Below are 25,423 nucleotides of genomic sequence, written 5' to 3'. Positions count from 1 at the left end.
GGTCATCTGTTGAATTTTTGTTACCTTAAATAAGTTATAAAAATCAGTTATTTATGTCGATACTTGTTTTTGTGGACTCTTATGGTTCTTTTGTTATTTGGCCTAATTGTTTAGTGTTGAAAGTAATTGGTGCGCGTTCGGCAGCAGGAACAGCAATATGCCGGCCATAGAAAAAGGACAGTATGACAGTCAAACTCGAAGTGAAATCGCTCTATAAAATATTCGGAGAACATCCGGAAAAAGCGTTCAAATTGCTGGCGAAAGGGCACGACCGCGCCAGCATACTGCAAAAGACCGGGCAGACCCTGGGGGTCCAGGATGTCAATCTGGCCATCAACGAGGGGGAGATCTTCGTGGTGATGGGCCTCTCCGGCTCGGGCAAGTCCACCCTAGTGCGTCTCTTCAACCGGCTGATCGAGCCGACCCGTGGCCAGGTGCTGATCGATGGCGAGGACATAGCCGCCATCTCGGAGCGCGAACTGCGCCAGGTGCGCCGCAAGAAGATCAGCATGGTGTTCCAGTCCTTCGCCCTGATGCCCCACCTGAGCGTGCTGGAAAACACCGCCTTCGGCCTGGAGCTGGCCGGGGTGCCGCTGGCGGAGCGCCAGCAGAGTGCCCGTCAGGCGCTCCATCAGGTGGGTCTGGGACAGTGGATCGACGCCTTCCCCGACGCCCTCTCCGGCGGCATGAAGCAGCGGGTCGGCCTGGCCCGGGCGCTGGCAAATGACCCTGACATTTTGCTGATGGACGAGGCCTTCTCGGCGCTGGATCCCCTGATCCGCACCGAGATGCAGGACGAGCTGCTCAAGCTGCAGGCGAGCCAGCAGCGCACCATCATCTTCATCTCCCACGATCTGGACGAGGCGATGCGCATCGGCGATCGCATCGCCATCATGCAGGATGGCCAGCTGGTGCAGGTGGGTACCCCGGACGAGATCCTGAACCAGCCCGCCAACGACTATGTGCGCGCCTTCTTTCGCGGGGTGGATCTGGCCAACGTCTTCAGCGCCCGGGATGTGGCCAGCCGCAAGCAGACGCCGCTTATCAAGAAACACACCACCGACGGGCCGGGCAACGCCCTGCGCCAGCTCAAGGAGCTGGAGCGGGAGTACGGCTACGTGGTGGATCGCAGCCGCCGCTTCCTCGGGGTTGTCTCGGTCGAGTCGCTCGGTCAGGCGGTCCGTGACAAGGGGAGCCTGGAGCAGGCGCTGCTGGCGGACATCCAGCCCATCCTGGCCGACACCTCCCTCAACGAACTCATCAGCCAGGTGGCCGCAGCACCCTGTCAGGTGCCCGTGGTCGAGGAGGATGGCACCTATCTGGGACTCATCTCCAAGGCCAATCTGCTCAACACCCTGGACAGGAGTACCCCGGTATGAATCTCAACCTCTTGAACCGTCTGCTGACCGGCTTGCTGGCGCTGTTGCTATTGACGAGCGCTCCCGCCTGGGCCGACGAGGCGCAGGCCGATCCCTGGGGCGCTGCGACCACCACCACAGCCGAGGATCCCTGGGGCAGTACGGCCACAGAGGCGGCAGACTGGCAGAGCCAGATCGCAGTCGTCGATAATAGTGCCGCCGTCGACTGGCTGGATCCCTTCCAGCAGGCCCTGGTGCCGCTGGATACCTGGGTCGAGGGGGGCATCGGCTGGCTGGTGGAGAACCTGCGGCCTGTGTTCCAGCTGATCCGCGCCCCTGTGGAGCTGGCCCTGGGGGCCATGACCCAGCTGCTGCAGACTGTGCCTTCCACCCTGATGATGGGGCTCTTGACCCTGATCGCCTGGCAGCTGGTGGGCGGCCGCATGGCGCTCGGCACGCTCGCGTCTCTTGTTGGGATCGGCCTTATCGGCGCCTGGTCCGATGCCATGGTGACCCTGTCCCTGGTGCTGACCTCGCTCTTCTTCTGCGTGCTGATAGGCTTGCCGGTCGGCATTTTGCTGGCCCGTAGCGAGCGGCTCTCCACCTGGACCCGGCCGCTGCTGGATGCCATGCAGACCACCCCGGCCTTCGTCTACCTCATCCCCATCGTCATGCTGTTTGGCATCGGCAATGTGCCCGGGGTGGTGGTGACCGTCATCTTCGCCCTGCCGCCGATGATCCGTCTCACCATGCTGGGGATCCGCCAGGTGCCAGCTGACTTGGTGGAGGCGGCCCACTCGTTCGGTGCCAGCCCCTCCCAGCTGCTGTTCAAGGTGCAGCTGCCGCTCGCCATGCCCACCATCATGGCAGGGGTCAACCAGACCCTGATGCTGGCGCTCTCCATGGTGGTGATCGCCTCCATGATAGCGGTCGGCGGTCTGGGCCAGATGGTGCTGCGCGGCATAGGCCGCCTCGACATGGGGCTCGCCTCCATCGGTGGCCTCGGCATAGTGCTGCTGGCCATAGTGCTCGACCGACTGACCCAGGCGATGGGACAGCCGGATCGCAGCCGGGTCGGCCGCTGGTATCAGCGCGGTCCCGTCGCCCTGCTGCTGCGCCTGTGCGGCCGCGGCAAATCCCTCGATTACAAAGGAGTAAATGCATGAAACAGATCACCAAAGGATTGACCCTGAGCGCCCTGCTGCTGAGTTCCCTCGCCATGGCCAATACAGCGCTGCCGGGGGAGGGGGTCAAGGTGCAGCCCCTGCAGAGCTCCTTGCCGGAGGAGGCCTTCCAGAGCCTGCTGATCAGCAAGCTGATGGGTCGTCTCGGCTACGAGGTGCAGCCCGCCCAGGAGGTGGATTACAACGTGGCCTACGCCTCGGTGGCGCAGGGGGATGGCACCTTCCTCGCCTTCAACTGGATACCGCTGCAGGACAACAAGTACGAACAGGCGGGGGGCGACAAGGTGTTCTTCCGTCAGGGCACCTATGTGGCCGGCGCCGCCCAGGGCTACCTCATCGACAAGAAGACGGCGGCCCGGTACGGCATCACCAACCTGGGTCAGCTCAAGGATCCCAAGCTGGCGGCGCTGTTTGACGGCGACGGGGATGGCAAGGCCGATCTGGTGGGCTGCAACCCGGGCTGGGGCTGCGAAGGGGCCATCAACCATCATCTGGACGAGTTCGGCCTGACCCCGACAGTCACCCACAAGCAGGGCAATTACGCGGCCCTGATCGCCGATACCCTGGCCCGTTACCAGGCCGGCAAGCCGGTGCTCTACTACACCTGGACCCCTTACTGGCTCAGCAGCGAGCTGGTGCCGGGCAAGGATGTGGTGTGGCTGGAGGTGCCCGCCGATGCCCCTGATGGGGACAAGACCCGGCTGCCGAGCGGCAAGAACTACGGTTTTGCCGTCAACACCATGCACATAGTCGCCAACAAGGCCTTCACCGATGTCAACCCGGCGGCAGCCAAGCTCTTCAGCATCGTCAAGCTGCCGTTGAACGACATCAACATCCAGAACGGCCTGATGAACAAGGGACAGAACAAGCCGGCGGATGTGGAGCGCCACGCCGATGCCTGGCTCAAGGGACACCAGGCCCTGGTCAATGACTGGCTGACCCAGGCACGCGCCGCCGCAGCGCAAGACAAATCAGCGGGCTAAGGCCCCCTCGGCGCGGCCCAGTCCATGGATGTCAGCAAGCAAAACGCCCGGCCATTGCCGGGCGTTTTTTATGGTCAGCCGCTTGCACCCGGGCTCAGATGCCGGATCCGTCGTGCTCACCGCTCTCTTCGTGCAGGCCGCATTCACGCTTGAGGCCGAAGAAGCGGGTCTGCTCCTCGCTCATGCCCGGCTCCCACTTGGTGGTGGTGTGCACATCGCCCACCGAGAGGTAGCCCTGCTCCCACAGGGGGTGGTAGGGCAGATCGTGCTCCTTGAAGTAGTAGAAGACGTCCTTGTTGCTCCAGTCGATCACCGGCAGGAACTTGAAGCGGCCGCGCTGTATGGCAAGCACCGGCAGCTTGCCGCGGCTACCCGCCTGCTCCCGGCGCAGGCCGGAGAACCAGGTACGGGCGCCGAGCTCGCTCAGGGCGCGGTCCATGGGCTCCACCTTGTTGAGCTGGTTGTAGCGGGTGATCCCCTCCACCCCCTGCTCCCACAAGAGGCCGAAGCGGGCCTCCTGCCAGGCCGGGCTGAGTTCGGCCCGGTAGATCTTCAGGTTGAGGCTGAGGCGCTCGGTCAGCTGGTCGATAAAGCGGTAGGTCTCGGGGAAGAGATAACCGGTATCGGTCAGCACCACCGGCACGTCGGCCCGCTCGCGGCTCACCAGGTGCAGCATCAGTGCCGCCTGGATGCCGAAGCTCGACGACAGCACATGTTCCCCCGGCAGATTCGCCAGCGCCCAGCGCACCCGCTCGGGGGCGCTCATGGCGTCCAGCTCCCGGTTGAGGGGGGCCAGCGCCTCGCTCTGCTCCTCCCGGCCGAGGGCCAGCAGGGCGTCGAGGTCGAGCCGCCCGTTGGTGGTGCGCGCCAGCAGCCCGCTATCAGTCAGTTCAGTCTGCATAGAAGTCCCTCGCGGAGTCGATGACGGGGGCAATCACCCCAACCCGGATCACGAAGTCGCCGAAGCACTCGTTCGGGTTGCGCTCCTTGGCCCAGCGGCCGATCAGGGAATCGAGTTCGGCCAGGATCTGCGGCTCCGTGATGTTCTCCTGATAGAGGCGCGGGATCCGGGTCCCCTCCAGGTTACCCCCCAGGTGCAGGTTGTAGCGGCCGGGGGCCTTGCCCACCAGACCCACTTCCGCCAGCATGGCGCGGCCGCAGCCGTTGGGGCAGCCGGTGACCCGGAAGATGATGGCGTCATCCGCCAGCGCGTGTTTGGCCAGCAGACCTTCGATGTCTGTGACGAAGGCTGGCAGCATGCGCTCCGCTTCTGCCATCGCCAGCGGGCAGGTGGGCAGGGCCACGCAGGCCATGGACTGCTTGCGTTGCTCGCTCACGCCGTCATCCAGCAGACCGTACTGGCGCGCCAGGGCTTCGATGCGCGCCTTCTCGCTGGCAGGCACGCCTGCGATGATCAGGTTCTGGTTGGCGGTGAGACGGAAATCCCCCTGGTGGATCTTGGCGATCTCCAGCATGCCGGTCTTGAGGGGCTTGCCCGGGAAGTCCAGCAGGCGGCCGTTCTCGATGAAGAGGGTGAGGTGGTGCTTGCCGTCTATCCCTTCCACCCAGCCGAAGCGATCCCCACGGCTGGTGAACTCATAGGGGCGAACCGGCTCGAACTGGATGCCGGCGCGACTCTCCACCTCGGCTTTGAAGGCCGGGGCGCCGACCCGTTCCAGCGTGTACTTGGTCTTGGCGTTCTTGCGGTTGACCCTGTTGCCCCAGTCGCGCTGGGTGCTGACCACTGCGGCGGCCACCTCCAGCACGTGGGAGAGCGGGATGAAGCCGAAATCGCTCGCCTTGCGCGGATAGGTGCTGGTGTCGCCGTGGGTCATGGCCAGACCCCCGCCCACCAGTACGTTGAAGCCCACCAGCTTGCCGCCATCTGCGATGGCCACGAAGTTGAGATCGTTGGCGTGGATGTCCACATCGTTGTGGGGCGGGATCACCACAGTGGTCTTGAATTTGCGCGGCAGGTAGTTGGAACCCAGGATCGGCTCCTCGTCATCCCCCAGCTTCTCGCCATCCAGCCAGATCTCCACGTAGGCGCGGGTCTTGGGCAGCAGGTGCTCGGAGATCTTCTTGGCCCACTCGTAGGCCTCCTGGTGCAGCTCGGACTCCACCGGGTTGCTGGTGCAGAGCACGTTGCGGTTCACGTCGCCGGCGGTGGCTATGCTGTCGATGCCAGTGCTGTTGAGGGTCTGGTGCATCAGCTTGATGTCGCGCTTGAGCACGCCGTGGAACTGGAAGGTCTGACGGGTGGTCAGGCGGATGCTGCCGTAGAGGCTGTGCTCCTCGGCGAACTTGTCGATCACCTGCCACTGGGCCGGGGTGATGATGCCGCCCGGCAGGCGGGCGCGGAGCATGACGTTGTGCAGGGGCTCCAGCTTCTGGGCGGTGCGCTCGGGGCGGATGTCTCTGTCATCCTGCTGATACATGCCGTGGAAGCGGATCAGCTGGAAGTTGTCGCCATTAAAGCCACCGGTGAGGGGATCCTGCAGATCCTGCTCTATGGTGCCGCGCAGGAAATTGCTCTCGCGCTTGAGGCGTTCGTTGTCGGACAGTGGCCCTTCAACCGGTCCTGCTGCTTGTTTCGAGATTGGTTGCTTGCTCATCAGTAGACATCCCTTTGATAACGTTTGGCACGACGCAATTCGCTCAAATACTCTTCTGCTTCTTCACGGCTCTTGTGGCCATGATCGCTGATCACATCCAGCAGGGCCTCCTGCACATCCTTCGCCATGTGGTTGGCGTCGCCGCACACATAGAAGTGAGCACCTGCTTCCAGCCACTGGTAGAGCTCAAGCCCCGCTTCGCGCAGGCGGTCCTGCACATAGATCTTGTTGGCCTGATCCCGGCTGAAAGCCAGGGAGATCTTCGACAGCAGGCCGGATTTCACATAACGCTGCCACTCCACCTGATAGAGGAAGTCCTGGGTGAAGTGAGGGTTGCCGAAGATGAGCCAGTTCTTGCCCTCGGCCCCTTGTGCCTCACGCTCCTGCATAAAGGCGCGGAAGGGGGCTATGCCGGTGCCCGGACCCACCATGATGACGGGGGTATCGGGATTGGCCGGCAGGCGGAAGTTGTCGTTGTGCTCCACGAACACCCGCACCTCGGCCTCCTCGGCCAGACGGTCCGCCAGATAGGAGGAGGCGCCGCCAGATCGCACTGTGCCATCTTCCTGGGGATAGCGCACCACGCCGACTGTCAGGTGCACCTCTTCCTCCACTTCGCTCTGGGCGGAGGCGATGGAGTAGAGGCGCGGGGTCAGCGGGCGCAGCAGTTTGACAAGCTGATCCGCGCTCAGGGAGGAGGGGAAGCGCTTGAGCACATCCACCACCTGGGCGCTGGCCACCAGGGCGTTGACCTGGGCCTTGTCGCCGGCCAGATCCTTGAGCGCCGGATTGCCCGATAGGTCAGCGAGTCCTGTGATAAAGCCGCCGTGCAAGCGGGTCAGCTCGAAGTGGCGGGTCAGGGCCGCGCGCAAGGGGCCCTGTGCGGTGGTTTCATCGCCGGAGAGGCCGGTCAGGGCCAGCACTTCGCCCACCAGATCGGCGTCATTGTCGAACCAGATGCCGAGCGCATCCCCCGGCTGATAAGTGATGCCGGACTCTTCCAGGTTGATCTCGATGTGGCGGATGTCCTTGGTGGAGTCGCGGCCGGTGATCTTCTGATTGACCGAGAGCTTGGCCGGGAAGGGGTTCTCCTTGTGATACTGGCTGTGGCCGATGGCTTGCTGCACCGAACCCGCTACGCTGGCTGTCGCGGCGCCAGCAGACAGGGTGGCGGCGACGGCAATGACAGCCTGCTCGCCCCAACTCTTGGCTGCATCCTGATAGTCCACATCCAGGCTCGCGAGTTCATGAATGCGCTCGGCACCCGCTTTTGACAGGAAGTCGTCGAAGTCCTTGCCGGTCTGGCAGAAGAATTCGTAGGAGCTGTCACCCAGCCCCAACACGGCGAACTTGAGACCTTCGAGTTTGCCTATCTTGCCTTTTTTAAGCTGCTCGAACAGATCCACCGCGCTCTCCGGCGGCTCCCCCTCCCCGTAAGTGCTAACGATCACCAGCAGATGGCTCTCTTTCTTGAGCTGCTTGGGTTTGTAGTCTGCCATCGAGGTCAGGGTCACCGGCAGGCCGTGGGCCTTCGCCTGAGCCTGGATGGCGCTGGCAACACCCTTGGCGTTGCCGGTCTGGGAGCCGTAGAGAATGGTCAGGCTGCCACCGGGGGCGGCCACGGCGGCGCTGGTGGCGACGCTCTGGACGCCTGACTGGGAGAGGCCGTAGAGATAACCGCTCACCCAGGCGAGTTGCTGGGTGTTGAGGGTCGACAAGACCTGATTCAGCTGGCGCTGCTGCTCGTCAGAGAGCGGGCTTATGGTGGGTATTGGGGCTGTCAATTGCATCACACACGTCTTCCATGGTCTGATTTTTGGTCAGGTTAAGGGGTGCAATGAATAACAACAAAGAATAAAAATATCTTCTTTATGCGATTTATGAATTTATAAAGCCGAAATCCGCCTCAGCGGCTCCCCGGCTGTGGTATAAAAATCGCAATATTGAGTCCCCTTCCGCCTCTCAGGATCTGCCGATGTCCAGACTGTTCCATGTCAATGCCTTCAGCCAGCGCCCCTTCGGGGGCAACCCCGCCATCGTCGTATTGGGCCCCGAGCGCAGCGATGCCGAGCTGCAGGCCATGGCGGCGGAGTTCAACCTGTCGGAGACCGCCTTCCTCACTCCCCTGGGGGAGGCGCACTATCGGCTGCGCTGGTTTACCCCGACGGTCGAGGTGGATCTCTGCGGTCACGGCACCCTGGCGGCCGCCCATGTGCTGTGGCAGACCGGGGCTGTGGCCCGCTCTCAGGTGCTGCGCTTCGAGACCCGCAGCGGCCTGCTGGAGGCCAGCGCCGAGGGGGAGTGGATCCGGCTCGACTTTCCGCGCATCCCCCTTGCTCCGCTGGCATTGGATCCCGCCTATGCCGAGGCCCTCGGCTGCACGCCGCTGCAGACCCTGGCCGCCGGCGCCAAGTTCCTGCTGGTGCTGGGGAGCGAAGAAGAGGTGCAGGGGCTCAAGCCGGACTTCCACGCCCTGCGGGCCCTGCCAGGTCGTGGCCTGATGGTGACGGCGCCCTCCAGCCGGGGAGGCGATGACTTCGTCTCCCGCTATTTCGCCCCCTGGGTCGGGGTGGAGGAGGATCCCGTCACCGGCTCCAACCACTGCGCCCTGGTGCCCTACTGGGCCGAGCGCCTCGGCAAGACGCAGTTGCGGGCGCGCCAGATCTCCGCGCGGGGCGGGGAGCTGGTGCTCGAGTTGCAGGGGGATAGGGTGTGGATGTCGGGTCAGGCGCTGACCCTGTGGCAGGGGGAGTGGCTGCTGCCGCCTGCCCCATAAGTCGCCAGCCGGGTGTGCCCGGTTCGCCGGCTTTGGTTTTCGTCATAAAAAACGCCCCGCAGTTGCGGGGCGTTTTCAGTGCCATCGGGCATCAGGCCAGGCCTGAGGCGATCGCTTATTTCTGTTGCGGACGCAGGGCCGGGAACAGGATGACGTCGCGGATGGTGTGGCTGTTGGTGAACAGCATCACCAGACGGTCGATACCAATACCCTGACCGGCAGTGGGCGGCAGGCCGTGTTCCAGCGCGGTGACGAAGTCGGCGTCGTAGAACATGGCTTCGTCGTCGCCCGCTTCTTTCTGGTTCACCTGATCCTGGAAGCGCTTGGCCTGATCTTCCGCATCGTTCAGCTCGGAGAAGCCGTTGGCCAGCTCGCGGCCGCCGATGAAGAACTCGAAGCGATCGGTCACGTCCGGGTTCTTGTCGTTGCGGCGAGCCAGCGGGGAGACGGCAGCCGGGTACTCGGTGATGAAGGTCGGTTGCAGCAGCATGTGCTCAACTGTCTCTTCGAAGATGGCGGTGATCACGTGGCCCAGCTCCCAGCCCTTCATCAGCTCGATGTGCAGACGCTTGGCGACGGCGGTGGCGCTCTCCAGGGTGGCCAGATCGTCCTGGGTCACATCCGGGTTGAACTTGAGGATGGACTCGACCATGGTGAGGCGCTGGAACGGCTGACCGAAGTCGATGGTGAGACCCTCTTCGCCCTCTTTGGCGTAACGGATCTTGGTGTCACCCAGGATGTCCTGGGCCAGGGTGCGCAGCAGCTCCTCGGTCAGGTCCATCAGATCGATGTAGTCGGCATAGGCCATGTAGAACTCGATCATGGTGAACTCGGGGTTGTGACGCACCGAGATCCCTTCGTTACGGAAGTTGCGGTTGATCTCGTAGACGCGCTCGAAACCACCGACCACCAGACGCTTCAGATAGAGCTCGGGGGCGATACGCAGGTACATGTCGATGTCCAGCGCATTGTGGTGGGTGACGAAGGGACGCGCGGAGGCACCACCCGGGATGACCTGCATCATGGGGGTTTCCACTTCCATGAAGCGCTTCTCGTTGAAGAACTTGCGGATGCCGGCAACCACCTGGGTGCGGATCATGAAGGTCTTGCGGGACTCTTCGTTGGCGATCAGATCCAGGTAGCGCTGACGGCAGCGGGCTTCCTGGTCGGTCAGGCCCTTGTGCTTCTCGGGCAGCGGACGCAGTGCCTTGGTCAGCAGGCGGATTTCGCCCACATGGACGGAGAGCTCGCCGGTGTTGGTGCGGAACAGGGTCCCTTCCACGCCGACTATGTCCCCCAGATCCCACTTCTTGAACTGCTCGTTGTAGAAGCCTTCCGGCAGGTCGTCACGGGTCACGTAGATCTGGATCTTGCCAGCCATGTCCTGCAGGGTCGCGAAGGAAGCCTTGCCCATGATCCGGCGGGTCATGATACGACCGGCAATCTTCACCCGTTTATTCAAGGCCACCAGCTCGTCGGCGCTCTTGTCGCCAAACTCGGCGTGCAGATCGCCGGACAGGCTGTCACGACGGAAGTCGTTGGGGAAAGGGTTGCCCTGGGCGCGCAAGGCGGCCAGCTTGGAGCGACGCTCAGTCATCTCGTTGTTCAGTTCGAGAGTCTGGTCGACTTCCGGAGTAGTGGTTTGTTCAGACATGGTGATTCCTGCTGCTCTGTTTACAGGCCTGATTTCAGGCTGGCTTCGATAAACTTGTCCAAGTCGCCGTCGAGTACCGATTGGGTATTGCGGGTCTCGACGCCGGTGCGCAGATCCTTGATACGGGAGTCATCCAGTACGTAGGAGCGGATCTGGCTGCCCCAGCCGATGTCGGACTTGGTCTCTTCGAGGGCTTGCTTCTCAGCGTTCTGCTTCTGAATTTCCAGCTCGTAGAGCTTGGCCTTCAGCTGCTTCATACACTGATCTTTGTTCTTGTGCTGGGAACGGTCGTTCTGGCACTGCACCACCACCCCGGTGGGGACGTGGGTGATACGCACCGCGGACTCGGTCCGGTTGACGTGCTGACCACCGGCGCCGGAGGCACGGTAGACGTCGATGCGCAGATCCGCCGGGTTGATGTCGATCTCGATGTCGTCATCGATCTCGGGGTAGACGAACACCGAGCAGAACGAGGTATGACGACGGCCACCCGAGTCGAACGGTGACTTGCGGACCAGGCGGTGCACGCCGGTCTCGGTGCGCAGCCAGCCGAAGGCATACTCGCCGGTGAACTTGACGGTGGCGGACTTGATGCCGGCCACGTCGCCGTCAGACAGCTCGATCAGCTCCGGCTTGTAGCCGTGGGCATCGCCCCAGCGCAGGTACATGCGCAGCACCATGTTGGCCCAGTCCTGGGCCTCGGTGCCGCCGGAACCGGACTGGATGTCGATGTAGCAGTCGGAGCCGTCGTGCTGACCGGAGAACATGCGACGGAATTCGAGATCCACCAGCTTGGCTTCCAGCTGATCGGCTTCGGCCACGGCCTCGTTGAAGGTCTCCTCGTCTTCGCCTTCGACCGCCAGGCTGACCAGCATCTCGACGTCCTCAGCACCTTGTGTCAAGACGTCTATGGTGTTGACCACGTTGTCCAGCGACACGCGCTCTTTGCCCAGCGCCTGTGCGCGCTCCGGCTCATTCCAGACATCCGGCTGTTCCAGCTCGGCATTGACCTCTTCTAGACGCTCTTTCTTGGCGTCATAGTCAAAGGTACCCCCTAAGCAGCTCGGTCCTCTCAGACAGCTCCTTAAGCTTGTTTAATACAGGATTGACTTCAAACATCGTGAAAACTCTCGGGGTCGATGTGATTTAAAAACGGGATATTCTAGCCAATTGCGGAAGGAATAAACAGGGTTGGCTGGCCCTGGCCGCCTTCTGTCACCGATTTCGGAGGCTATTTTGTGCTTTCTTGCAGAAAATATCGCCAGCCGCGCCATTCTCCGCTTCAGTTTTGTGCGCTTTGGCCGCTAACAACAACATGGAGTGCCGCGCACTTTTCGAGTAATCCTGTTCCTGACCCCACAAGAAGAAAGCACGATGAAAAACCTATCACTCAAGCAGAAGATACTGTTGTCTGTGGTGATCGCCCTCTCCCTGGTGATCCTGCTGCTCTCCTGGCAGAGCTACAGCAGCCAGAAGTCCCTGTTGCTGCAAGGCAGTCAGGAACAGGTGCAGCGCCTTGGCAGCCAGCAGGCCGCCAGCGTCAGTGACTGGCTCGCCGCCCGTCGCGATGTCATCCAGGCCCTTGGCAACAAGGCCGGCCCCGAGCCCCTCAACGCCCTGCAACAGGCGCAAGTTTCCGGCCGTTTCCAGCTCACCTATTTCGGTGAGGGCAGTGGCAAGATGAACGACTCTGACCCTTCCATCAACCGTGACGGCTATGATCCCCGCTCCCGTGGCTGGTATCAGGAAGCCATGGCCAAGGGCGGCATGATAGTGACCAAACCCTACCTGGACGTGGCCTACAACGTCATGGTGGTGACCCTGGCCCAACCGGCCCAGGGCGGCGTGGTCGGCGGCGATCTCTCCATCGCCTCCCTGGTGGAGGATGTCACCAAGATGGCCCTGCCGGCGGACGGTGTCGCCATCCTGATGCACAAGGACGGCACCGTCATCGCCTATAAAGATGCGGCCAAGGCGATGAAGCCCGCGAGCGAGATCGACAACGATCTCTCCAATGCCCTGATCGAGCAGAGCAAGAGCAGCAACAGCCTGCTCCCCGCCTATTTTGACAACGAAGGCCGCGACAAGCTGCTGTGGGCGACGGACATCCCGAACACCGACTGGGAGCTGGTGCTGGTGCTGGACAAGGCCACCCTGGAGGCGCCGCTCTCCTCCCTGCTGATGACCCAGCTCGGCCTGGCCCTGCTGGTGCTGGTGGGCAGCATCATCGCCATCTCCTGGCTGGTCAGCCTGCTGCTGGGCCCCCTTGGCAAGGTTTCCCAGGCTCTGGCCCGCATCGCCGACGGTAACGGCGATCTGACCCAGCGCATCAAGATCGATGCCAATGACGAGGTGGGCCAGCTGGCCAACAGCTTCAACCGTTTTGTGGGCAGCCAGCACCAGCTGATCGGCAATATCCGCCAGCTGGCCAACGAGCTGAATGCCGATGCGGAGCGCAGCCTGGTGACCAACCAGGCCGCGGTGGAAGAGCTGCAGCGTCAACAGCAGGAGGTGACCATGGTCGCCACCGCGGTCACCGAGATGGCGAGCGCCACCATGGAGATCGCCGGCAACGCCGAGAACACAGCCGCCGCCGCCCAGCAATCTGCCCAGAGCAGTGAGCAGGGCAAGATGCTGGTGAACCAGACTCGCCAGTCCATCAACAACCTGGCCGAGGAAGTGGGTCAGGCCACCGGCGTCATCGGCGAGCTGAGCCGCCACGCCCAGGCCATCTCAGGCATCCTCTCCACCATTCAGGGCATTGCCGAGCAGACCAACCTGCTGGCGCTGAACGCGGCCATCGAAGCGGCCCGTGCCGGTGAACAGGGTCGCGGTTTCGCCGTGGTGGCGGACGAGGTGCGGGTGCTGTCGCGCCGTACTCAGGACTCCACCCAGGAGATCCAGTCCACCATAGAGACGCTGCAGCAGACCACGGCCCGTGCGGTCAGCCTGATGCAGACCAGCCAGGGGCTGGCGGACAACAGCGTCAAGGATGCCGATGCCGCGGCCGCGGCGTTGGAAGAGATCACCCAGGCCGTCTCCCTCATCTCCGACATGGCGGGTCAGATCGCCACCGCCGCCGAGGAGCAGACCCAGGTGACCGGCGAGATCACCCAGAACACCACCGCCATCAAGGATGTGAGCGACGAGATCACCGCCGCCGCCATGCGGGATTTGGATCAGGCGCACCACCTCAAGGGACGTGCCACCAATCTGAACCAGCAGGTATCGACCTTTATCCTGTAAGAAAGGGTCGAGAAGCGGCGCCACTGCGGCGCCTGATGTAAAAAGCCCCGCACTGGAGTGCGGGGCTTTTTGTTGTCCGTCATCCGGCCAAGGCCGTGATGCGTCCTGACTGTCGCAGGGGCTGAATCCCGGGATGCTCTGGCCTTCCTGGGAACCAGGGGGGCGGGAGAGCGCCAGCAAAGAGCCCACCAAAAGGTGGGCTCTTTCATATGGGGTCTGGCGCCCGGGCTTACAGGAAGGGCAGGGCCAGGAACAGCTTGATCACCACGGCGTTGATGATGTCGATGAAGAAGGCGCCCACCATGGGCACCACCAGGAACGCCAGGTGGGACGGGCCGAAGCGCTGGGTGATGGCCTGCATGTTGGCGATGGCGGTGGGGGTGGCCCCGAGACCGAAGCCGCAGTGGCCCGCCGCCAGCACGGCCGCGTCATAGTTGCTGCCCATGACCCTGAAGGTGACGAAGATGGCGTAGAGCGCCATCGCCACCGTCTGGGCGGCCAGCAGGATGAAGATGGGCAGGGCCAGGCTGGCGAGATCCCACAGCTTCAGGCTCATCAGCGCCATGGCGAGGAAGAGCGACAGGCTGACGTTGCCGAGCAGGGAGACCTCCCGATCGCTCACCTCGTGCCAGTTGAGCAGGGTCAGCAGGTTGCGCAGCAGCACGCCGACGAAGAGCACGCAGACGAAGACCGGGAGCTCCAGGGCACTGCCCTTGAGGTAGAGGGAGAACATCTCGCCCCCCTTGAGGCTGATGGCGATCAGGGCCAGGGTCTCGATCAGGCTGAAGGTGGTGAGCGGCCGCTCCATGTCCGGCATCTCGAAGCCCTGGGGGGCGCCGTCACGGTTGTGCTCCTCACCGGGCACCTGCACCTTCTTCACCAGGTAGCGGGCGACAGGCCCGCCGATGAGGCCGCCCAGCACCAGGCCGAAGGTGGCGCAGGCGATGGCGAGCTCGGCGGCGGATTGCACGCCGTACTTCTCGGTGAAGATGGAGCCCCAGGCCGCGCCTGTGCCGTGGCCGCCGGAGAGGGTGATGGAGCCGGCCAGCAGCCCCATGTGCGGGTCCAGACCCAGCAGGGTGGCCAGACCGACCCCCAGGCTGTTTTGCACCAGCAGCAGGCCGGTGACCACCAGCAGGAAGGTGATCACCGCCTTGCCGCCGCGCTTGAGGCTGCCCAGATCGGCGGAGAGGCCGATGGAGGCGAAGAAGGCCAGCATCAGCGGGGTTTGCAGTGTGGTGTCAAATTGCAGTTCAAGCTGCATGGTGGAGCGCAGCAGCAGCAGCACCAGGGCGACCACCAGGCCGCCTGCCACCGGTTTGGGGATGTTGAAGGTACGCAGGGGGCCAATCCGGTTGACCAGCAGACGGCCGAGCAGCAGCACCAGGGTGGCGGCGACCAGGGTGGCGTAGGAATCAAGTTGTATCATGCGGTACTCCCATGTTGATCGGCTGTGTCTTTGGCGAGAAAGACTCACAGATTCAGCCGGGATAAAAACAGTGTGGCGCAGGCGCCAGTTCAAGAGGGGGCCACAGCCCCAGTCCCAGGCAAAAATGGGATCGATGCGAGCCCGATTTCATCAGGCATCCAGATGACATTCATGAAAAATCCGCCGGATAGTAGCAAAAATCACCGTTTATATCCATGTTCATCATATTAATGCTCAAAACAGTGCATTAACCTAGCATTTAAAACTATGCCTTGGGTGTGCTCCGGCCCGCAACAATGACTGCTGTCATTTGCAGCGGCAGTCTCTATAATTCGCCAGTTTCCCGCCCATGAGCGGAACCGGAATAGGAAGTGAAGGAATCGGTTGAACCTTGAATTGTCCGCCGGTTGTCAGTACAGAGAGAGGAGAGGGTGTGAAGAAGTCTATCTATATCGCCTACACGGGTGGCACCATAGGGATGCAGCGTTCCGACCACGGTTATGTGCCGATGGCGGGTTTCATGGAAGATTGTCTGGCCCGGATGCCCGAGTTTCACCGGCCCGAGATGCCGGATTATCATATCCACGAATATGCCCCCCTCATCGACTCCTCCGACATGACCCCGGCGGACTGGCAGCGCATCGCCGAGGACATTCGTGACAACTACGAGCAGTACGACGGCTTCGTGATCCTGCATGGCACCGACACCATGTCGTTCACCGCCTCGGCCCTCTCCTTCATGCTTGAAGATCTGCACAAGCCGGTCATCATCACCGGCTCCCAGATCCCGCTCGCCGAGCTGCGTTCAGACGGCCAGCAAAACCTGCTCAATGCGCTCTATATCGCGGCCAACTACCCGATCCACGAGGTCACGCTGTTTTTCAACAATCAGCTCTATCGCGGCAACCGCAGCAAGAAGGTGCACGCGGACGGCTTCCACGCCTTCGATTCGCCGAACTACCCGCCGCTGCTCAATGCCGGCATCGCCATCTCCCTGGAAGCGGGGGAGCTGGGCGTGCCGTCCGAGCGTCCGCTGGTGCTGCACGACATCACCCCCCAGCCCATCGGCGTGGTGACCCTCTATCCCGGCATCTCGGCCGAGGTAATCGCCAACATCTTGCAGCAACCGGTGCGGGCGCTGATCCTGCTCTCCTTCGGGGTGGGCAATGCGCCCCAGAACCCGGCCATGCTGGCGCTGCTCTCCGAGGCCTCGGCCCGGGGCGTCATCATAGTCAACCTGAGCCAGTGCCTGCACGGCAAGGTCAACATGGGGGGCTATGCCACCGGCAACGCCCTCTCCCGGGCCGGTGTCATCTCGGGCTTTGACATGACAGCCGAGGCGGCGCTCACCAAGCTGCACTTCCTGCTGAGCCAGGATCTGCCGGCCCCGCGCATCCGCGAGCTGATGCAGCAGTCCCTGCGGGGCGAGCTGACCCCCTGAGCATTGCGGCCCTCACCCTAGCCCTCTCCCAGGGGGAGAGGGGATAGATCGAGGTGCTGCTGGCAGCGAGGCCCGTCATGGCGATCGCTGGCAGCTTGTCCACTCGCTATCCGCCAGCTGCGGGCCTAGACCCTTCTCCCCTGGCGGGAGAAGGGCTGGGGATGAGGGGGATATCCTCACCCGGCAGAGAGACAGGAAAAAAGAGGGGAGCCACTATGGCTCCCCTTTTTGCTGTGGCGTGCGAACCATGGCTCGCGGCAAGGCTCAGTGACTGAGATCGGTACGGACTATCTCTACCTCATCGCGGTGCTTGGATGCTTGAGCTCGCCCTCAGTGACTGAGATCGATCCGCACTATCTCTTCCTCGTCGCGGTGCTTTGATGCTTGAGCTCGCCCTCAGTGACTGAGATCGATACGGACAATCTCTTCCTCATCGCGATACTGGCGCTTGAGCTCGCTCTTGCTCTTCATCACGATCTCGCCGTCGCGGCCTATGTTCATGTGCTCGGGATCGGCAAGGTGCATCGCCTGCCAGGCCATCACGGCCTGCAGCGAGGTGGCCTTCTGCTCTTCGGTGAGGGGCTGGCCGTCCGGCCACTTGCCCAGCTCGACCGCGGTCTTGAGCCGCTCGTACACTTCTTTGGGCATCTGCCCTATCACCTGTTGAAACGACATTGGCCTCTCCTTGCAAATTGAGCCATGAAGGGATCTGGCGGGCAGATCCTAGCGGACTATGCCGGTAGATCCTGGCGGACTACACCGGCCATCTGCTCCATCACCCGCACCACCTGACAACTGTACCCGAACTCGTTGTCATACCACACGTAAAGCACGCAGTGATCCCCCTCGGCTATGGTGGCCTGGGAGTCCACTATGCCCGCGAAGCGCGAACCCACCATGTCGGAGGAGACCAGCTCTGTGCTGGCGCTGTAATCGATCTGGCGATGGAGGGCCGAGCTCAGGGCCATCTGCTGCAGATAGGCGTTCAGGCTCTCCCGATCCGTGCCCTGTTCCAGCGACAGGTTGATGATGGCCAGCGACACATTGGGGGTCGGCACCCGGATGGCGTTGCCGGTCAGCTTGCCCTTGAGCTCGGGCAGCGCCTTGGCCACCGCCTTGGCGGCGCCTGTGCTGGTCATCACCATGTTGAGGGCTGCGCTGCGACCGCGGCGCTCGCCCTTGTGATAGTTGTCGATCAGGTTCTGATCGTTGGTGTAGGAGTGCACCGTCTCCACATGGCCGTGGCGGATGCCGTACTTGTCCTGCATCACCTTGAGCACAGGTGTGATGGCGTTTGTGGTGCAGGAGGCGGCAGAGATGATCTTGTCATCCGGGCCTATCACCTCGTGGTTGACCCCGAACACCACGTTCTTCATCTCCCCCTTGCCGGGGGCGGTCAGCAGCACACGGGCGGCGCCGCGCGCCTTGAGGTGCTCGGACAGACCCCCCTCATCGCGCCAGACCCCGGTGTTGTCGACGATCAGCGCATTGTCGATGCCATAGGCGGTGTAGTCGATGTCGGCCGGGCTGTTTGCATAGATCACCTGGATGAAGGTGCCGTTGGCGATGATGGCGCTGCGCTCATTATCCACCTCGATGGAGCCGTTGAAGGGACCGTGCACAGAGTCGCGGCGCAGCAGGCTGGCCCGCTTCTCCAGATCCCCCTCGCGACCGCCACGCACGACTATGGCGCGCAGGCGCAGGGAGTTGGCGGCGCCGGTGCGCTCGATCAGCAGCCTGGCCAGCAGGCGGCCGATGCGGCCAAAGCCGTAGAGCACCACGTCGGTCGGGGCGGGCACTGAATTGCGGTTCAGGGCCGGGGCCAGCTTGGCGCGCAGGTAGTCGTCTATGCCGGCTTCATCCTGGTGATCCTGCCAGTAACCCACCGCCAGCTTGCCGAGATCCACTTCGGCGGCGGTCGGATTCAGGGCGACCATGGCCTGGAGCAGGGGGAAGCTTTGCTGGATGGGGAGGGGAGTGCCCTGGTGGCGGCGAACGACCCTGTGGGCCTTGAGGATGTCGATGGTGGAGGCGTTCTGCAGGGGGCGCCCGTAGAGGGTGATTTCTATCCCTTGCTGTCGGTAGAGGCGACCAATCAAGGGCTGCATGGCTTCGGCGAGCTCCTGGCTCTCCTGCCACGCCTGCAAGTAGTGCTCGTGGGTCATTAACCAGATCCTTTATTTCACGTTGTTGAAGCAAGTTGCCTGGGCAAATTGAAATTCGTCGAATGCAGATCAGTGTAGGGCTGACGGTTTCGTTATATTATTCTGCAGTCGCGGCCTTATACGGCGCGCGCATTGTAATGGATATGTAGCCTGTTTGCTAGTTGGCGGTGGCCAGGGCGGGTTGCGATTGTTACCAACCAGATGTGAACCATGACCCTATTCTCACAGCGTCCGTTACTGCTCCCCCTCGCCTGTTGTCTGACGCTGATGGCCTGCGATGACGACAGGATCCACAACATCTGCACCCAGTCTCCGGCGCTCTGTGCGGATCTGGTGGACGACGGCTGGTGTCGCCATGAGCGCAGCGATGTCATCCGCGCCCGCTACTACCTCCAGGAGGAGGGCACGGACAGGCACAGGTACGAGCTGATGCGTGACCTGGAGCGCTACCTCCAGTGCGCCGAACACTCCACCAACATCGAATACAAGCGGGCCCGCGAGCAGAAGAGCCCCAGGGTGGAGGGCATGCTGGCCGCCGGCGCTCAGCTGGAGCAGCTGGATGCCCAGACCCGTGGCTCCCAGGATCCCTATCTGCTGCTCTGGCACTGGACCAACAACACCAATCCAGCGGCCCGTGCCAGCTTCCTGGCGCTGGAAGGCACCCCCGCCCTCGAGGAGCCGGAGCTGCAGCTGGCCCTGGGGGGCATCTATGCCAAGAGCGAGCCCCAGAAGGCCATCGCCCTGATGCATCACGCCCTCTCCCTCTATGGGGAAGGGGACAAGGTCAACAGCCGGATCCTCACCGCCCTCAGCACCCTCTACATGGGGCAGAAGGCGTTTGATCTGGCCTATCAGTGGGGCAAGGTGAGCGAGTCGTTTCAGGAGACCCCCGAGGTCTCGTCCACCCGTCTCGGGATCTACCACGCCATCGGCAAGGAGCAGCAGGAGAGGCTGGATCAGGCGGCCGCCACCATAGTCGAGGCGCTCAGACAAGGGAGCTACCAGGCCCCATGATACCGCTGCCATCCGGAGCCCTTGAGTGGGCCCATGCCTTCGACATTCGCCTCGTCCATGGTCAGGTCCCTTGCGAGGGGCGGGTGCTCGAGCGGACCACGGTCAGGGCCGTGGTGATGCGCGGGGATGAACTGCTGCTGGTGCACTCTCGCGTCAACGGGGATCTCATGTTCCCCGGGGGCGGCATAGAGGCGGGGGAGTGCCACCATACGGCCCTGGCCCGGGAGCTGCGGGAAGAGTGCGGCGCCGAGCTGGTGGCCGTGGGTCTGCTGCTCGGGCAGACCCGGGAGTTTCGCGCCGCCCGCGAGGCCGACTATGACGCCTACTGCATCCGCTCCTTCTATTACCTCTGTCAGGTGGGGGAGGACTGGTGCGAGCCGCACCCCCAGCCCTACGAGATACGTCTTGGCTTCACCCCGGGCTGGTTCGCCCTGGAAGAGGCCCTGCAGACCAACAAGACCCAGCTGGCCGGCCCCTGCCCCCAGTGGACTGTGCGCGAGACCCGGGTGCTGGCCGAATTGCAGCACTGGGCAGAGGCCGGGTTGCTGAGCTGATAGTCATGGGTTTCTGAAGACAAAAAAACCGCCTTTCGGCGGTTTATTTGTTTTCGGCACACTGTCAGTCTCAGGGCACGCAGACCGGGCAGAAGGCGTAGGTGCCTTGCGGGTCATTGAAGCGGGTCAGCGGATCCAGACTGCGGTTCATCTCCACCAGCGCCTGGCCCAATCCTGCGGGCAGCCAGCTTTGCAGGTGCGGGGCCAGCGCCTGGGCGCTGCTGTCAAACAGCTCGCGCAGGAACTTGTCCCTTGCCGACTCTTCCGGCGCTATGGGGGTGACCTGCCAGCTCTTGAGGTTGGCGAGCTCGGCGGCGGCCTTGAGGGCGTCGTCCAGGTTGCCGAACTCGTCCACCAGCCCCAGCTCCTTGGCATCCTGACCGGTCCAGACCCGGCCTTCGGCGGCTTTCTCCGCCTCTTCCGGGCTCAGGCCGCGGCCCTTGCCGACCAGACCGACGAAGCGTTGGTAGGTGTCTTCCACGCTCAGCTGGATGGCCTGGCCGACGTGCTCCGGCAGGGCCCGGGTCAGCCCGACCCCCACGAAGTCTGTGGTGCCGACGCCGTCGGTGTGTACCCCGTACTGGGAGAGCGCCTTGTCGATGGTGGCGAACATGCCGAACACACCGATGGAGCCGGTGAGTGTGGTGGGGGAGGCGAAGATCTTGTCCGCATCGGCGGAGATCCAGTAACCCCCGGAGGCTGCGTAGCTGCCCATGGAGATGACCACCGGCTTGCCCGCCTGTTTCAGGGCCAGCAGCTCGGCACGGATCTGCTCGGCGGCGAAGGCGCTGCCCCCTGGGCTGTCGACCCGCAGCACCACGGCTTTGATCTGGTCGTCGCGGCGGGCCTCTGCCAGCAGCTCGGAGAGGCTGTCACCGCCTATGGTGCCGGCCGGCTGGATCCCGTCCATGATGGCGCCGCTGGCGGTGATGAGACCCACCTCGTCCTTGCCGCTCTGGGGATATTGCTCGGGGATGGCGGCCAGATACTCTTTCAGGCCGACCCCTTTCCAGCCGTGATCCTCGCTCTCACCCACCTCCTTGATGACCGCCTGGGTCATCTCGTCGCGGGTGGCGAGCTGATCCACCAGACCGTTGTCGAGGGCGTAGCTGGCGGCATTGCCACCGGCCTTGCGCAGCAGCTCGAGGAAGTGATCCTTGTCTGGCGCGACGGCATCGGGCTCTATCTCCCGCTGCTCGGCCACGTCGGTGACATAGGATTGCCACAGCTGATCCAGCCAGCGCTGGTTCGCCTCCTTGCTCTCGGGGGACATCTCGTCACGGGTATAGGGCTCGACGAAGGATTTGTAGGTGCCGACCTTGAACACATGGGGGGTGACGTTGAGCTTCTCCAGCGCCGACTTGAAGTAGGTCTGGTAGACCCCAAAGCCTTCGATCAGCACGGCACCGCTCTGGTTGAGCAGCACGTGATCGGCATGGGCGGCGAGCAGGTAGGCGCCCTGGCTGTAGTAGTCGGCCATGGCGATGACCGGCTTGCCGCTCTCCTTGAATGCGTCTATGGCGCTGGCCACCTCCTGCAGCTTGGAGAGGCTGGCCCCCTGCAGTCCCTGGGGCTTGATCACCAGCGCCTTGATGCGATCGTCCTCCCCCGCGCTCTTGATGGCCCACAGCAGGTCGGAGAGGACGATTTCACTGGGCTGATCGTCGCTTTTCTCCATCTGTCTCAGCAGCTGCACCGTCGGATCGGTTTGGGTGCGTTGCTCCACCAGTACGCCGGCGAGATTGAGGGTGAGGGCGCCCTCTATGGGGGTGCTGGGGGTCTCGCTCTGGTTGAGGCTGAAGGCGATGACCAGCACGACGATGAGAAACAGCAGATTGACCAGCATCAAGCGGGTAAAGTTGAGCAGACGCCAAAGGCTGCGAAACAGCCACCCCAGACCTTTGAAAATAGACATAGCCGTGCTAACGCCCTGTTAATGGGTAGAGAAGGGCATTATTAACCAGTTGACCCGCCAATTGCCATTTTCGCTTGGCCGCGATCGCTCCCCCTGGCTTCGGGATACGGCTGTTCGCCGAAAAAATGTCCAAACATTTGTTTGAAAAAGGATTTTTGATTCTTTACTCTAGCCTCAATTTGATAACAAAAAATTAACTGGAGGCCCTGTGAGCCGCTACCCGACGTTGCCGATCCCTCTTGAGTCAGCTTGTGCCCCCTCGCGTCGCAGTGTGCTCGCGATCCCCTGCGCCCCTGTCTTGCAAGGAGCCACATCATGAGCCTTTATCCCACCCTGCTGACTCCCCTGGATCTCGGCTTTACCCAGTTGAAGAACCGGGTCTTGATGGGCTCCATGCATACCGGCCTCGAGGAGGAGAAGGGGGGCTTTGACAAGCTGGCCGCCTTCTACGCCGAGCGCGCCCGCGGCGGTGTCGGCCTTATAGTCACCGGCGGCATAGCGCCGAATCTGCGGGGGCGCCTGGTGCCCCATGGCTCCCAGCTCAGCTTCCCCTGGCAGGTCGCCAAGCACAAGAAGGTGACCGGCGCCGTGCATCAGGAGGGGGGCAAGATAGCCCTGCAGATCCTCCATGCCGGTCGCTATGCCTACCATCCGTTCAGCCTGGCGCCGAGCGCCATCAGGGCTCCCATCTCTCCGTTCAAGCCGCGGGCCATGAGCGAGCGGCAGATCCGTGGCACCATACGGGACTTCGCCTCGACCGCGGCCCTCGCCAAGGCGGCGGGCTATGACGGGGTCGAGGTGATGGGGTCGGAAGGTTATCTCATCAACCAGTTCATCTGCGAGCGCACCAACCAGCGCAGCGACGGCTGGGGCGGCAGCAGCGAAAACCGCATGCGCTTCCCGCTGGAAATAGTGCGGGCCATTCGCGAGCGGGTCGGCACCGACTTCATCATCATCTTCCGTCTCTCCATGCTGGATCTGGTGGAGAAGGGCTCCTCCCTGGAGGAGGTGATAGCGCTCGGGAAAGCGCTGGAGCAGGCAGGGGTGAGCCTCATCAACACCGGCATCGGCTGGCACGAGGCGCGCATCCCCACCATAGCCACCAGCGTGCCGCGGGGCGCCTTCAGCTGGGTGACCGCCGAGCTGAAAAAGCACCTCACTGTGCCGCTTATCACCACCAACCGCATCAACACCCCCGAGGTGGCCGAGCGCATCTTGGCGCAGGGGGAGGCGGACATGGTCTCCATGGCGCGCCCATTCCTGGCCGACCCTGAATTTGTCATTAAGGCCGCCGAGAACCGGGCGGACGAGATCAACACCTGCATCGCCTGCAACCAGGCCTGCCTGGATCACGTGTTCAAGCAAAAACGCGCCTCCTGCCTGGTCAATCCCCGCGCCTGTTTCGAGACCGAGTTGACGTTTGGCCGGGTGCCCCAGCCCAAGAAGCTGGCGGTGGTGGGGGCCGGGCCTGCCGGGCTGGCGTTCGCCTGCTACGCCGCCGAGCGTGGCCATCAGGTGAGCCTGTTCGATCAGGCGCCGACCATAGGCGGTCAGTTCAACTTCGCCAAGCAGATCCCGGGAAAGGAGGAGTTTCATGAGACCCTGCGCTACTTCGCCAGACGGCTGGAGAAGTGCGGCGTCGAGCTCTATCTCGGCCAGCGCCAGAGCGCAGAGAGCCTGCTTGGCGGCGGTTTTGACGAGGTGATCCTCGCCACCGGTATACGCCCGCGCACCCCCAACATCCCAGGGATCGAGCATCCCAAGGTATTGAACTACCTCGATGTATTGCGCGATGGCAAGCCGGTGGGCCAGAAGGTGGCGGTGATCGGGGCTGGCGGCATCGGCTTCGACGTGGCCGAGTTCCTGGTGGAGAAGAAGGCGGAGGGGAGCGCGGATCATCATCGCGATCACTGGCTCAGGGAGTGGGGCATCGACAAGAGCCTGGGTGAGCGCGGCGGCCTGATCAAGCCCGAGATAGACGCTCCCGAGCGCCAGATCTGGTTGCTCCAGCGCAAGGAGAGCAAGGTGGGGGATGGCCTGGGCAAGACCACAGGCTGGATCCACAGAACCGTGCTCAAGAACCGCAAGGTGCAGATGCTCTCCGGCGTGCAGTACCTGCGCATCGACGACGAGGGGCTGCACATCCAGGTGGGTGAGACCAGGCAGTGCCTGCCGGTGGATCAGGTGATCATCTGCGCCGGGCAAGAGCCCCTGCGGGAGCTGCAGGCCGGTCTGCAGGCGGCGGGCAAGCCGGTGCACATCATAGGCGGTGCCGACGTGGCGGCGGAGCTGGACGCCAAGCGGGCCATCCGCCAGGGGGCCGAGCTGGCGTCCGTTATCTAGCGCCCTGGCCTTGGCTGACAGCATGATGATAACCCCCTGACTATCAGGGGGTTTCTATTGGTGGCGCGGGCCGGCCCTGGCTGTGCTCCCCTTCGGGCTGTGCTAAGGTAGCGCCATCATTGCCCCCTGATAAGGAACTGACCATGGATGCCCTCTCCCTGTTACTCAACCGCCACTCCTGTGGCCGTCTGACCACTCCGGCTCCGAGTGGCGAGGTGCTCGACAATATTCTGAAGGCCGGCCTGCGGGCACCGGATCACGGCACCCTGACCCCCTGGCAGTTCATCCTGTTTGAAGGGGAGGGGCGCGAGCGACTGGGGGCCCTGCTGGCGGATGCGGCTCGCGCCCGGGGCGAGGACGACGAGAGCATCAAGAAGTGCAGTGAGGCGCCTCTGCGAGCGCCCTTAGTGGTGGCCGTCGCGACCCGCTATCAGGCACACCCCAAGGTGCCCAGGCTGGAGCAGGAGCTTTCTGCCGGCTGCGCCCTGATGGCGATGCAGATGGCGGCCCTGGCACAGGGGTTCAACGGCATCTGGCGCTCCGGCTGGTTCATCTTCGACGAGGTGATCAATCAGGGGCTGGGGCTGGCACCGGAGGATCAACTGGTGGGCTTCCTCTACCTGGGCACCCCTATGTTGGAGGCGCGTAAGCTGCGGGAGTTGCCTGTCGCTGACTTCGTGCGTCGCTTCTAAGCCAGGGACAGTGCAGAAAGGCCCTGATTATCCAGGGCTTTTTTATTTACCCCA

19 protein-coding genes are annotated in these 25,423 nt (G+C 63.0%); 10 read left to right on the top strand and 9 right to left on the bottom strand.

The window, feature by feature from the left end; all coding sequences use genetic code 11:
- The first annotated feature begins 182 nt into the window (after positions 1-182).
- The 3 genes from proV to proX are packed head-to-tail and all read left to right on the top strand — an operon-like array spanning position 183 to position 3,525.
- Positions 183-1,379: a glycine betaine/L-proline ABC transporter ATP-binding protein ProV gene (gene proV / locus ACFWHB_RS16645; RefSeq protein ID WP_395948883.1), complete on the top strand. Its 1,197-nt coding sequence runs from the start codon at positions 183-185 to the stop codon at positions 1,377-1,379.
- Positions 1,376-2,524, top strand: coding sequence for a glycine betaine/L-proline ABC transporter permease ProW (proW, locus tag ACFWHB_RS16640; protein WP_395948882.1), 1,149 nt, complete (start codon positions 1,376-1,378; stop codon positions 2,522-2,524). The genes proV and proW overlap by 4 nt, the downstream gene beginning before the upstream one ends.
- Complete coding sequence (gene proX / locus ACFWHB_RS16635; protein ID WP_395948881.1) at positions 2,521-3,525, top strand: glycine betaine/L-proline ABC transporter substrate-binding protein ProX; 1,005 nt, start codon at positions 2,521-2,523, stop codon at positions 3,523-3,525. The genes proW and proX overlap by 4 nt, the downstream gene beginning before the upstream one ends.
- A 94-nt stretch (positions 3,526-3,619) precedes the next feature.
- On the opposite strand, the gene ACFWHB_RS16630 is transcribed toward proX, so the two are convergent.
- The 3 genes from ACFWHB_RS16630 to ACFWHB_RS16620 are packed head-to-tail and all read right to left on the bottom strand — an operon-like array spanning position 3,620 to position 7,930.
- Positions 3,620-4,426 carry a phosphoadenylyl-sulfate reductase gene (locus tag ACFWHB_RS16630; RefSeq protein ID WP_289984996.1) on the bottom strand — a complete coding sequence of 269 codons (807 nt, stop codon included), beginning with the start codon at positions 4,424-4,426 and terminating at the stop codon, positions 3,620-3,622.
- Positions 4,416-6,140, bottom strand: a complete 1,725-nt coding sequence (cysI, locus tag ACFWHB_RS16625) for an assimilatory sulfite reductase (NADPH) hemoprotein subunit (protein WP_395948880.1) — start codon at positions 6,138-6,140, stop codon at positions 4,416-4,418. Before cysI ends, ACFWHB_RS16630 begins: the two co-directional genes overlap by 11 nt.
- Positions 6,140-7,930 carry an assimilatory sulfite reductase (NADPH) flavoprotein subunit gene (locus tag ACFWHB_RS16620; RefSeq protein WP_395950215.1) on the bottom strand — a complete coding sequence of 597 codons (1,791 nt, stop codon included), beginning with the start codon at positions 7,928-7,930 and terminating at the stop codon, positions 6,140-6,142. The genes cysI and ACFWHB_RS16620 overlap by 1 nt, the downstream gene beginning before the upstream one ends.
- 185 nt (positions 7,931-8,115) lie before the next feature.
- Between ACFWHB_RS16620 and ACFWHB_RS16615 the strand changes: the two genes are divergently transcribed.
- Positions 8,116-8,916: a PhzF family phenazine biosynthesis protein gene (locus tag ACFWHB_RS16615; RefSeq protein WP_395948879.1), complete on the top strand. Its 801-nt coding sequence runs from the start codon at positions 8,116-8,118 to the stop codon at positions 8,914-8,916.
- Between the two features lie 115 nt (positions 8,917-9,031).
- Here ACFWHB_RS16615 and lysS read toward each other — a convergent pair whose 3' ends face one another.
- Positions 9,032-10,570: a lysine--tRNA ligase gene (lysS, locus tag ACFWHB_RS16610; RefSeq protein ID WP_267966728.1), complete on the bottom strand. Its 1,539-nt coding sequence runs from the start codon at positions 10,568-10,570 to the stop codon at positions 9,032-9,034.
- Positions 10,571-10,590: 20 nt separating this feature from the next.
- Positions 10,591-11,689, bottom strand: a protein-coding gene (gene prfB, locus ACFWHB_RS16605; protein ID WP_106887661.1) for a peptide chain release factor 2 whose coding sequence is annotated in 2 segments (ribosomal slippage) — positions 10,591-11,613 and positions 11,615-11,689 — 1,098 coding nt in all. Because the reading frame shifts where the segments join, the coding sequence is not laid out codon by codon here.
- Between the two features lie 255 nt (positions 11,690-11,944).
- Here prfB and ACFWHB_RS16600 point away from each other — a divergent pair.
- Positions 11,945-13,816 carry a methyl-accepting chemotaxis protein gene (locus ACFWHB_RS16600; protein WP_106887660.1) on the top strand — a complete coding sequence of 624 codons (1,872 nt, stop codon included), beginning with the start codon at positions 11,945-11,947 and terminating at the stop codon, positions 13,814-13,816.
- A 229-nt stretch (positions 13,817-14,045) separates the two neighbouring features.
- Here the strand turns inward: ACFWHB_RS16600 and gltS are convergent, their stop codons facing one another.
- Positions 14,046-15,245: a sodium/glutamate symporter gene (gene gltS, locus ACFWHB_RS16595; RefSeq protein WP_025325999.1), complete on the bottom strand. Its 1,200-nt coding sequence runs from the start codon at positions 15,243-15,245 to the stop codon at positions 14,046-14,048.
- Positions 15,246-15,678: 433 nt separating this feature from the next.
- Here gltS and ansA point away from each other — a divergent pair, with 433 nt between their 5' ends.
- Positions 15,679-16,686 carry an asparaginase gene (gene ansA, locus ACFWHB_RS16590; RefSeq protein WP_042648756.1) on the top strand — a complete coding sequence of 336 codons (1,008 nt, stop codon included), beginning with the start codon at positions 15,679-15,681 and terminating at the stop codon, positions 16,684-16,686.
- A gap of 396 nt (positions 16,687-17,082) precedes the next feature.
- Here ansA and ACFWHB_RS16585 read toward each other — a convergent pair whose 3' ends face one another.
- Both ACFWHB_RS16585 and ACFWHB_RS16580 read right to left on the bottom strand, forming a co-directional pair.
- Positions 17,083-17,361 carry a YeaC family protein gene (locus ACFWHB_RS16585; protein WP_025326001.1) on the bottom strand — a complete coding sequence of 93 codons (279 nt, stop codon included), beginning with the start codon at positions 17,359-17,361 and terminating at the stop codon, positions 17,083-17,085.
- A gap of 56 nt (positions 17,362-17,417) precedes the next feature.
- Positions 17,418-18,851 (bottom strand): glyceraldehyde-3-phosphate dehydrogenase, encoded by a 1,434-nt coding sequence (locus ACFWHB_RS16580; protein ID WP_234568676.1) that lies wholly within the window; start codon positions 18,849-18,851, stop codon positions 17,418-17,420.
- A 210-nt stretch (positions 18,852-19,061) separates the two neighbouring features.
- On the opposite strand from ACFWHB_RS16580, the gene ACFWHB_RS16575 reads away from it, so the two are divergent.
- Positions 19,062-19,865 (top strand): DUF2989 domain-containing protein, encoded by an 804-nt coding sequence (locus tag ACFWHB_RS16575; RefSeq protein WP_289975875.1) that lies wholly within the window; start codon positions 19,062-19,064, stop codon positions 19,863-19,865.
- Positions 19,862-20,419, top strand: coding sequence for an NUDIX domain-containing protein (locus ACFWHB_RS16570; RefSeq protein WP_213345087.1), 558 nt, complete (start codon positions 19,862-19,864; stop codon positions 20,417-20,419). The genes ACFWHB_RS16575 and ACFWHB_RS16570 overlap by 4 nt, the downstream gene beginning before the upstream one ends.
- Before the next feature lie 70 nt (positions 20,420-20,489).
- On the opposite strand, the gene sppA is transcribed toward ACFWHB_RS16570, so the two are convergent.
- Entirely contained in the window at positions 20,490-22,334 is a 1,845-nt protein-coding gene (gene sppA, locus ACFWHB_RS16565; RefSeq protein WP_395948878.1) for a signal peptide peptidase SppA, read from the bottom strand.
- A gap of 315 nt (positions 22,335-22,649) precedes the next feature.
- Here sppA and ACFWHB_RS16560 point away from each other — a divergent pair, with 315 nt between their 5' ends.
- Complete coding sequence (locus ACFWHB_RS16560) at positions 22,650-24,677, top strand: oxidoreductase (RefSeq protein ID WP_395948877.1); 2,028 nt, start codon at positions 22,650-22,652, stop codon at positions 24,675-24,677.
- A 143-nt stretch (positions 24,678-24,820) separates the two neighbouring features.
- A complete protein-coding gene (locus ACFWHB_RS16555; protein WP_395948876.1) occupies positions 24,821-25,369 on the top strand; it encodes an NAD(P)H nitroreductase in 549 nt (182 codons plus the stop codon).
- The last annotated feature ends 54 nt before the right edge of the window (positions 25,370-25,423 follow it).

The sequence above is a fragment of the Aeromonas mytilicola subsp. aquatica genome, assembly GCF_044336385.1.
In the GTDB taxonomy this organism is placed as follows: domain Bacteria; phylum Pseudomonadota; class Gammaproteobacteria; order Enterobacterales; family Aeromonadaceae; genus Aeromonas; species Aeromonas rivipollensis.
Note: the sequence above shows the minus strand (reverse complement) of the source record. Positions and strands in the feature narration are given on the sequence as shown.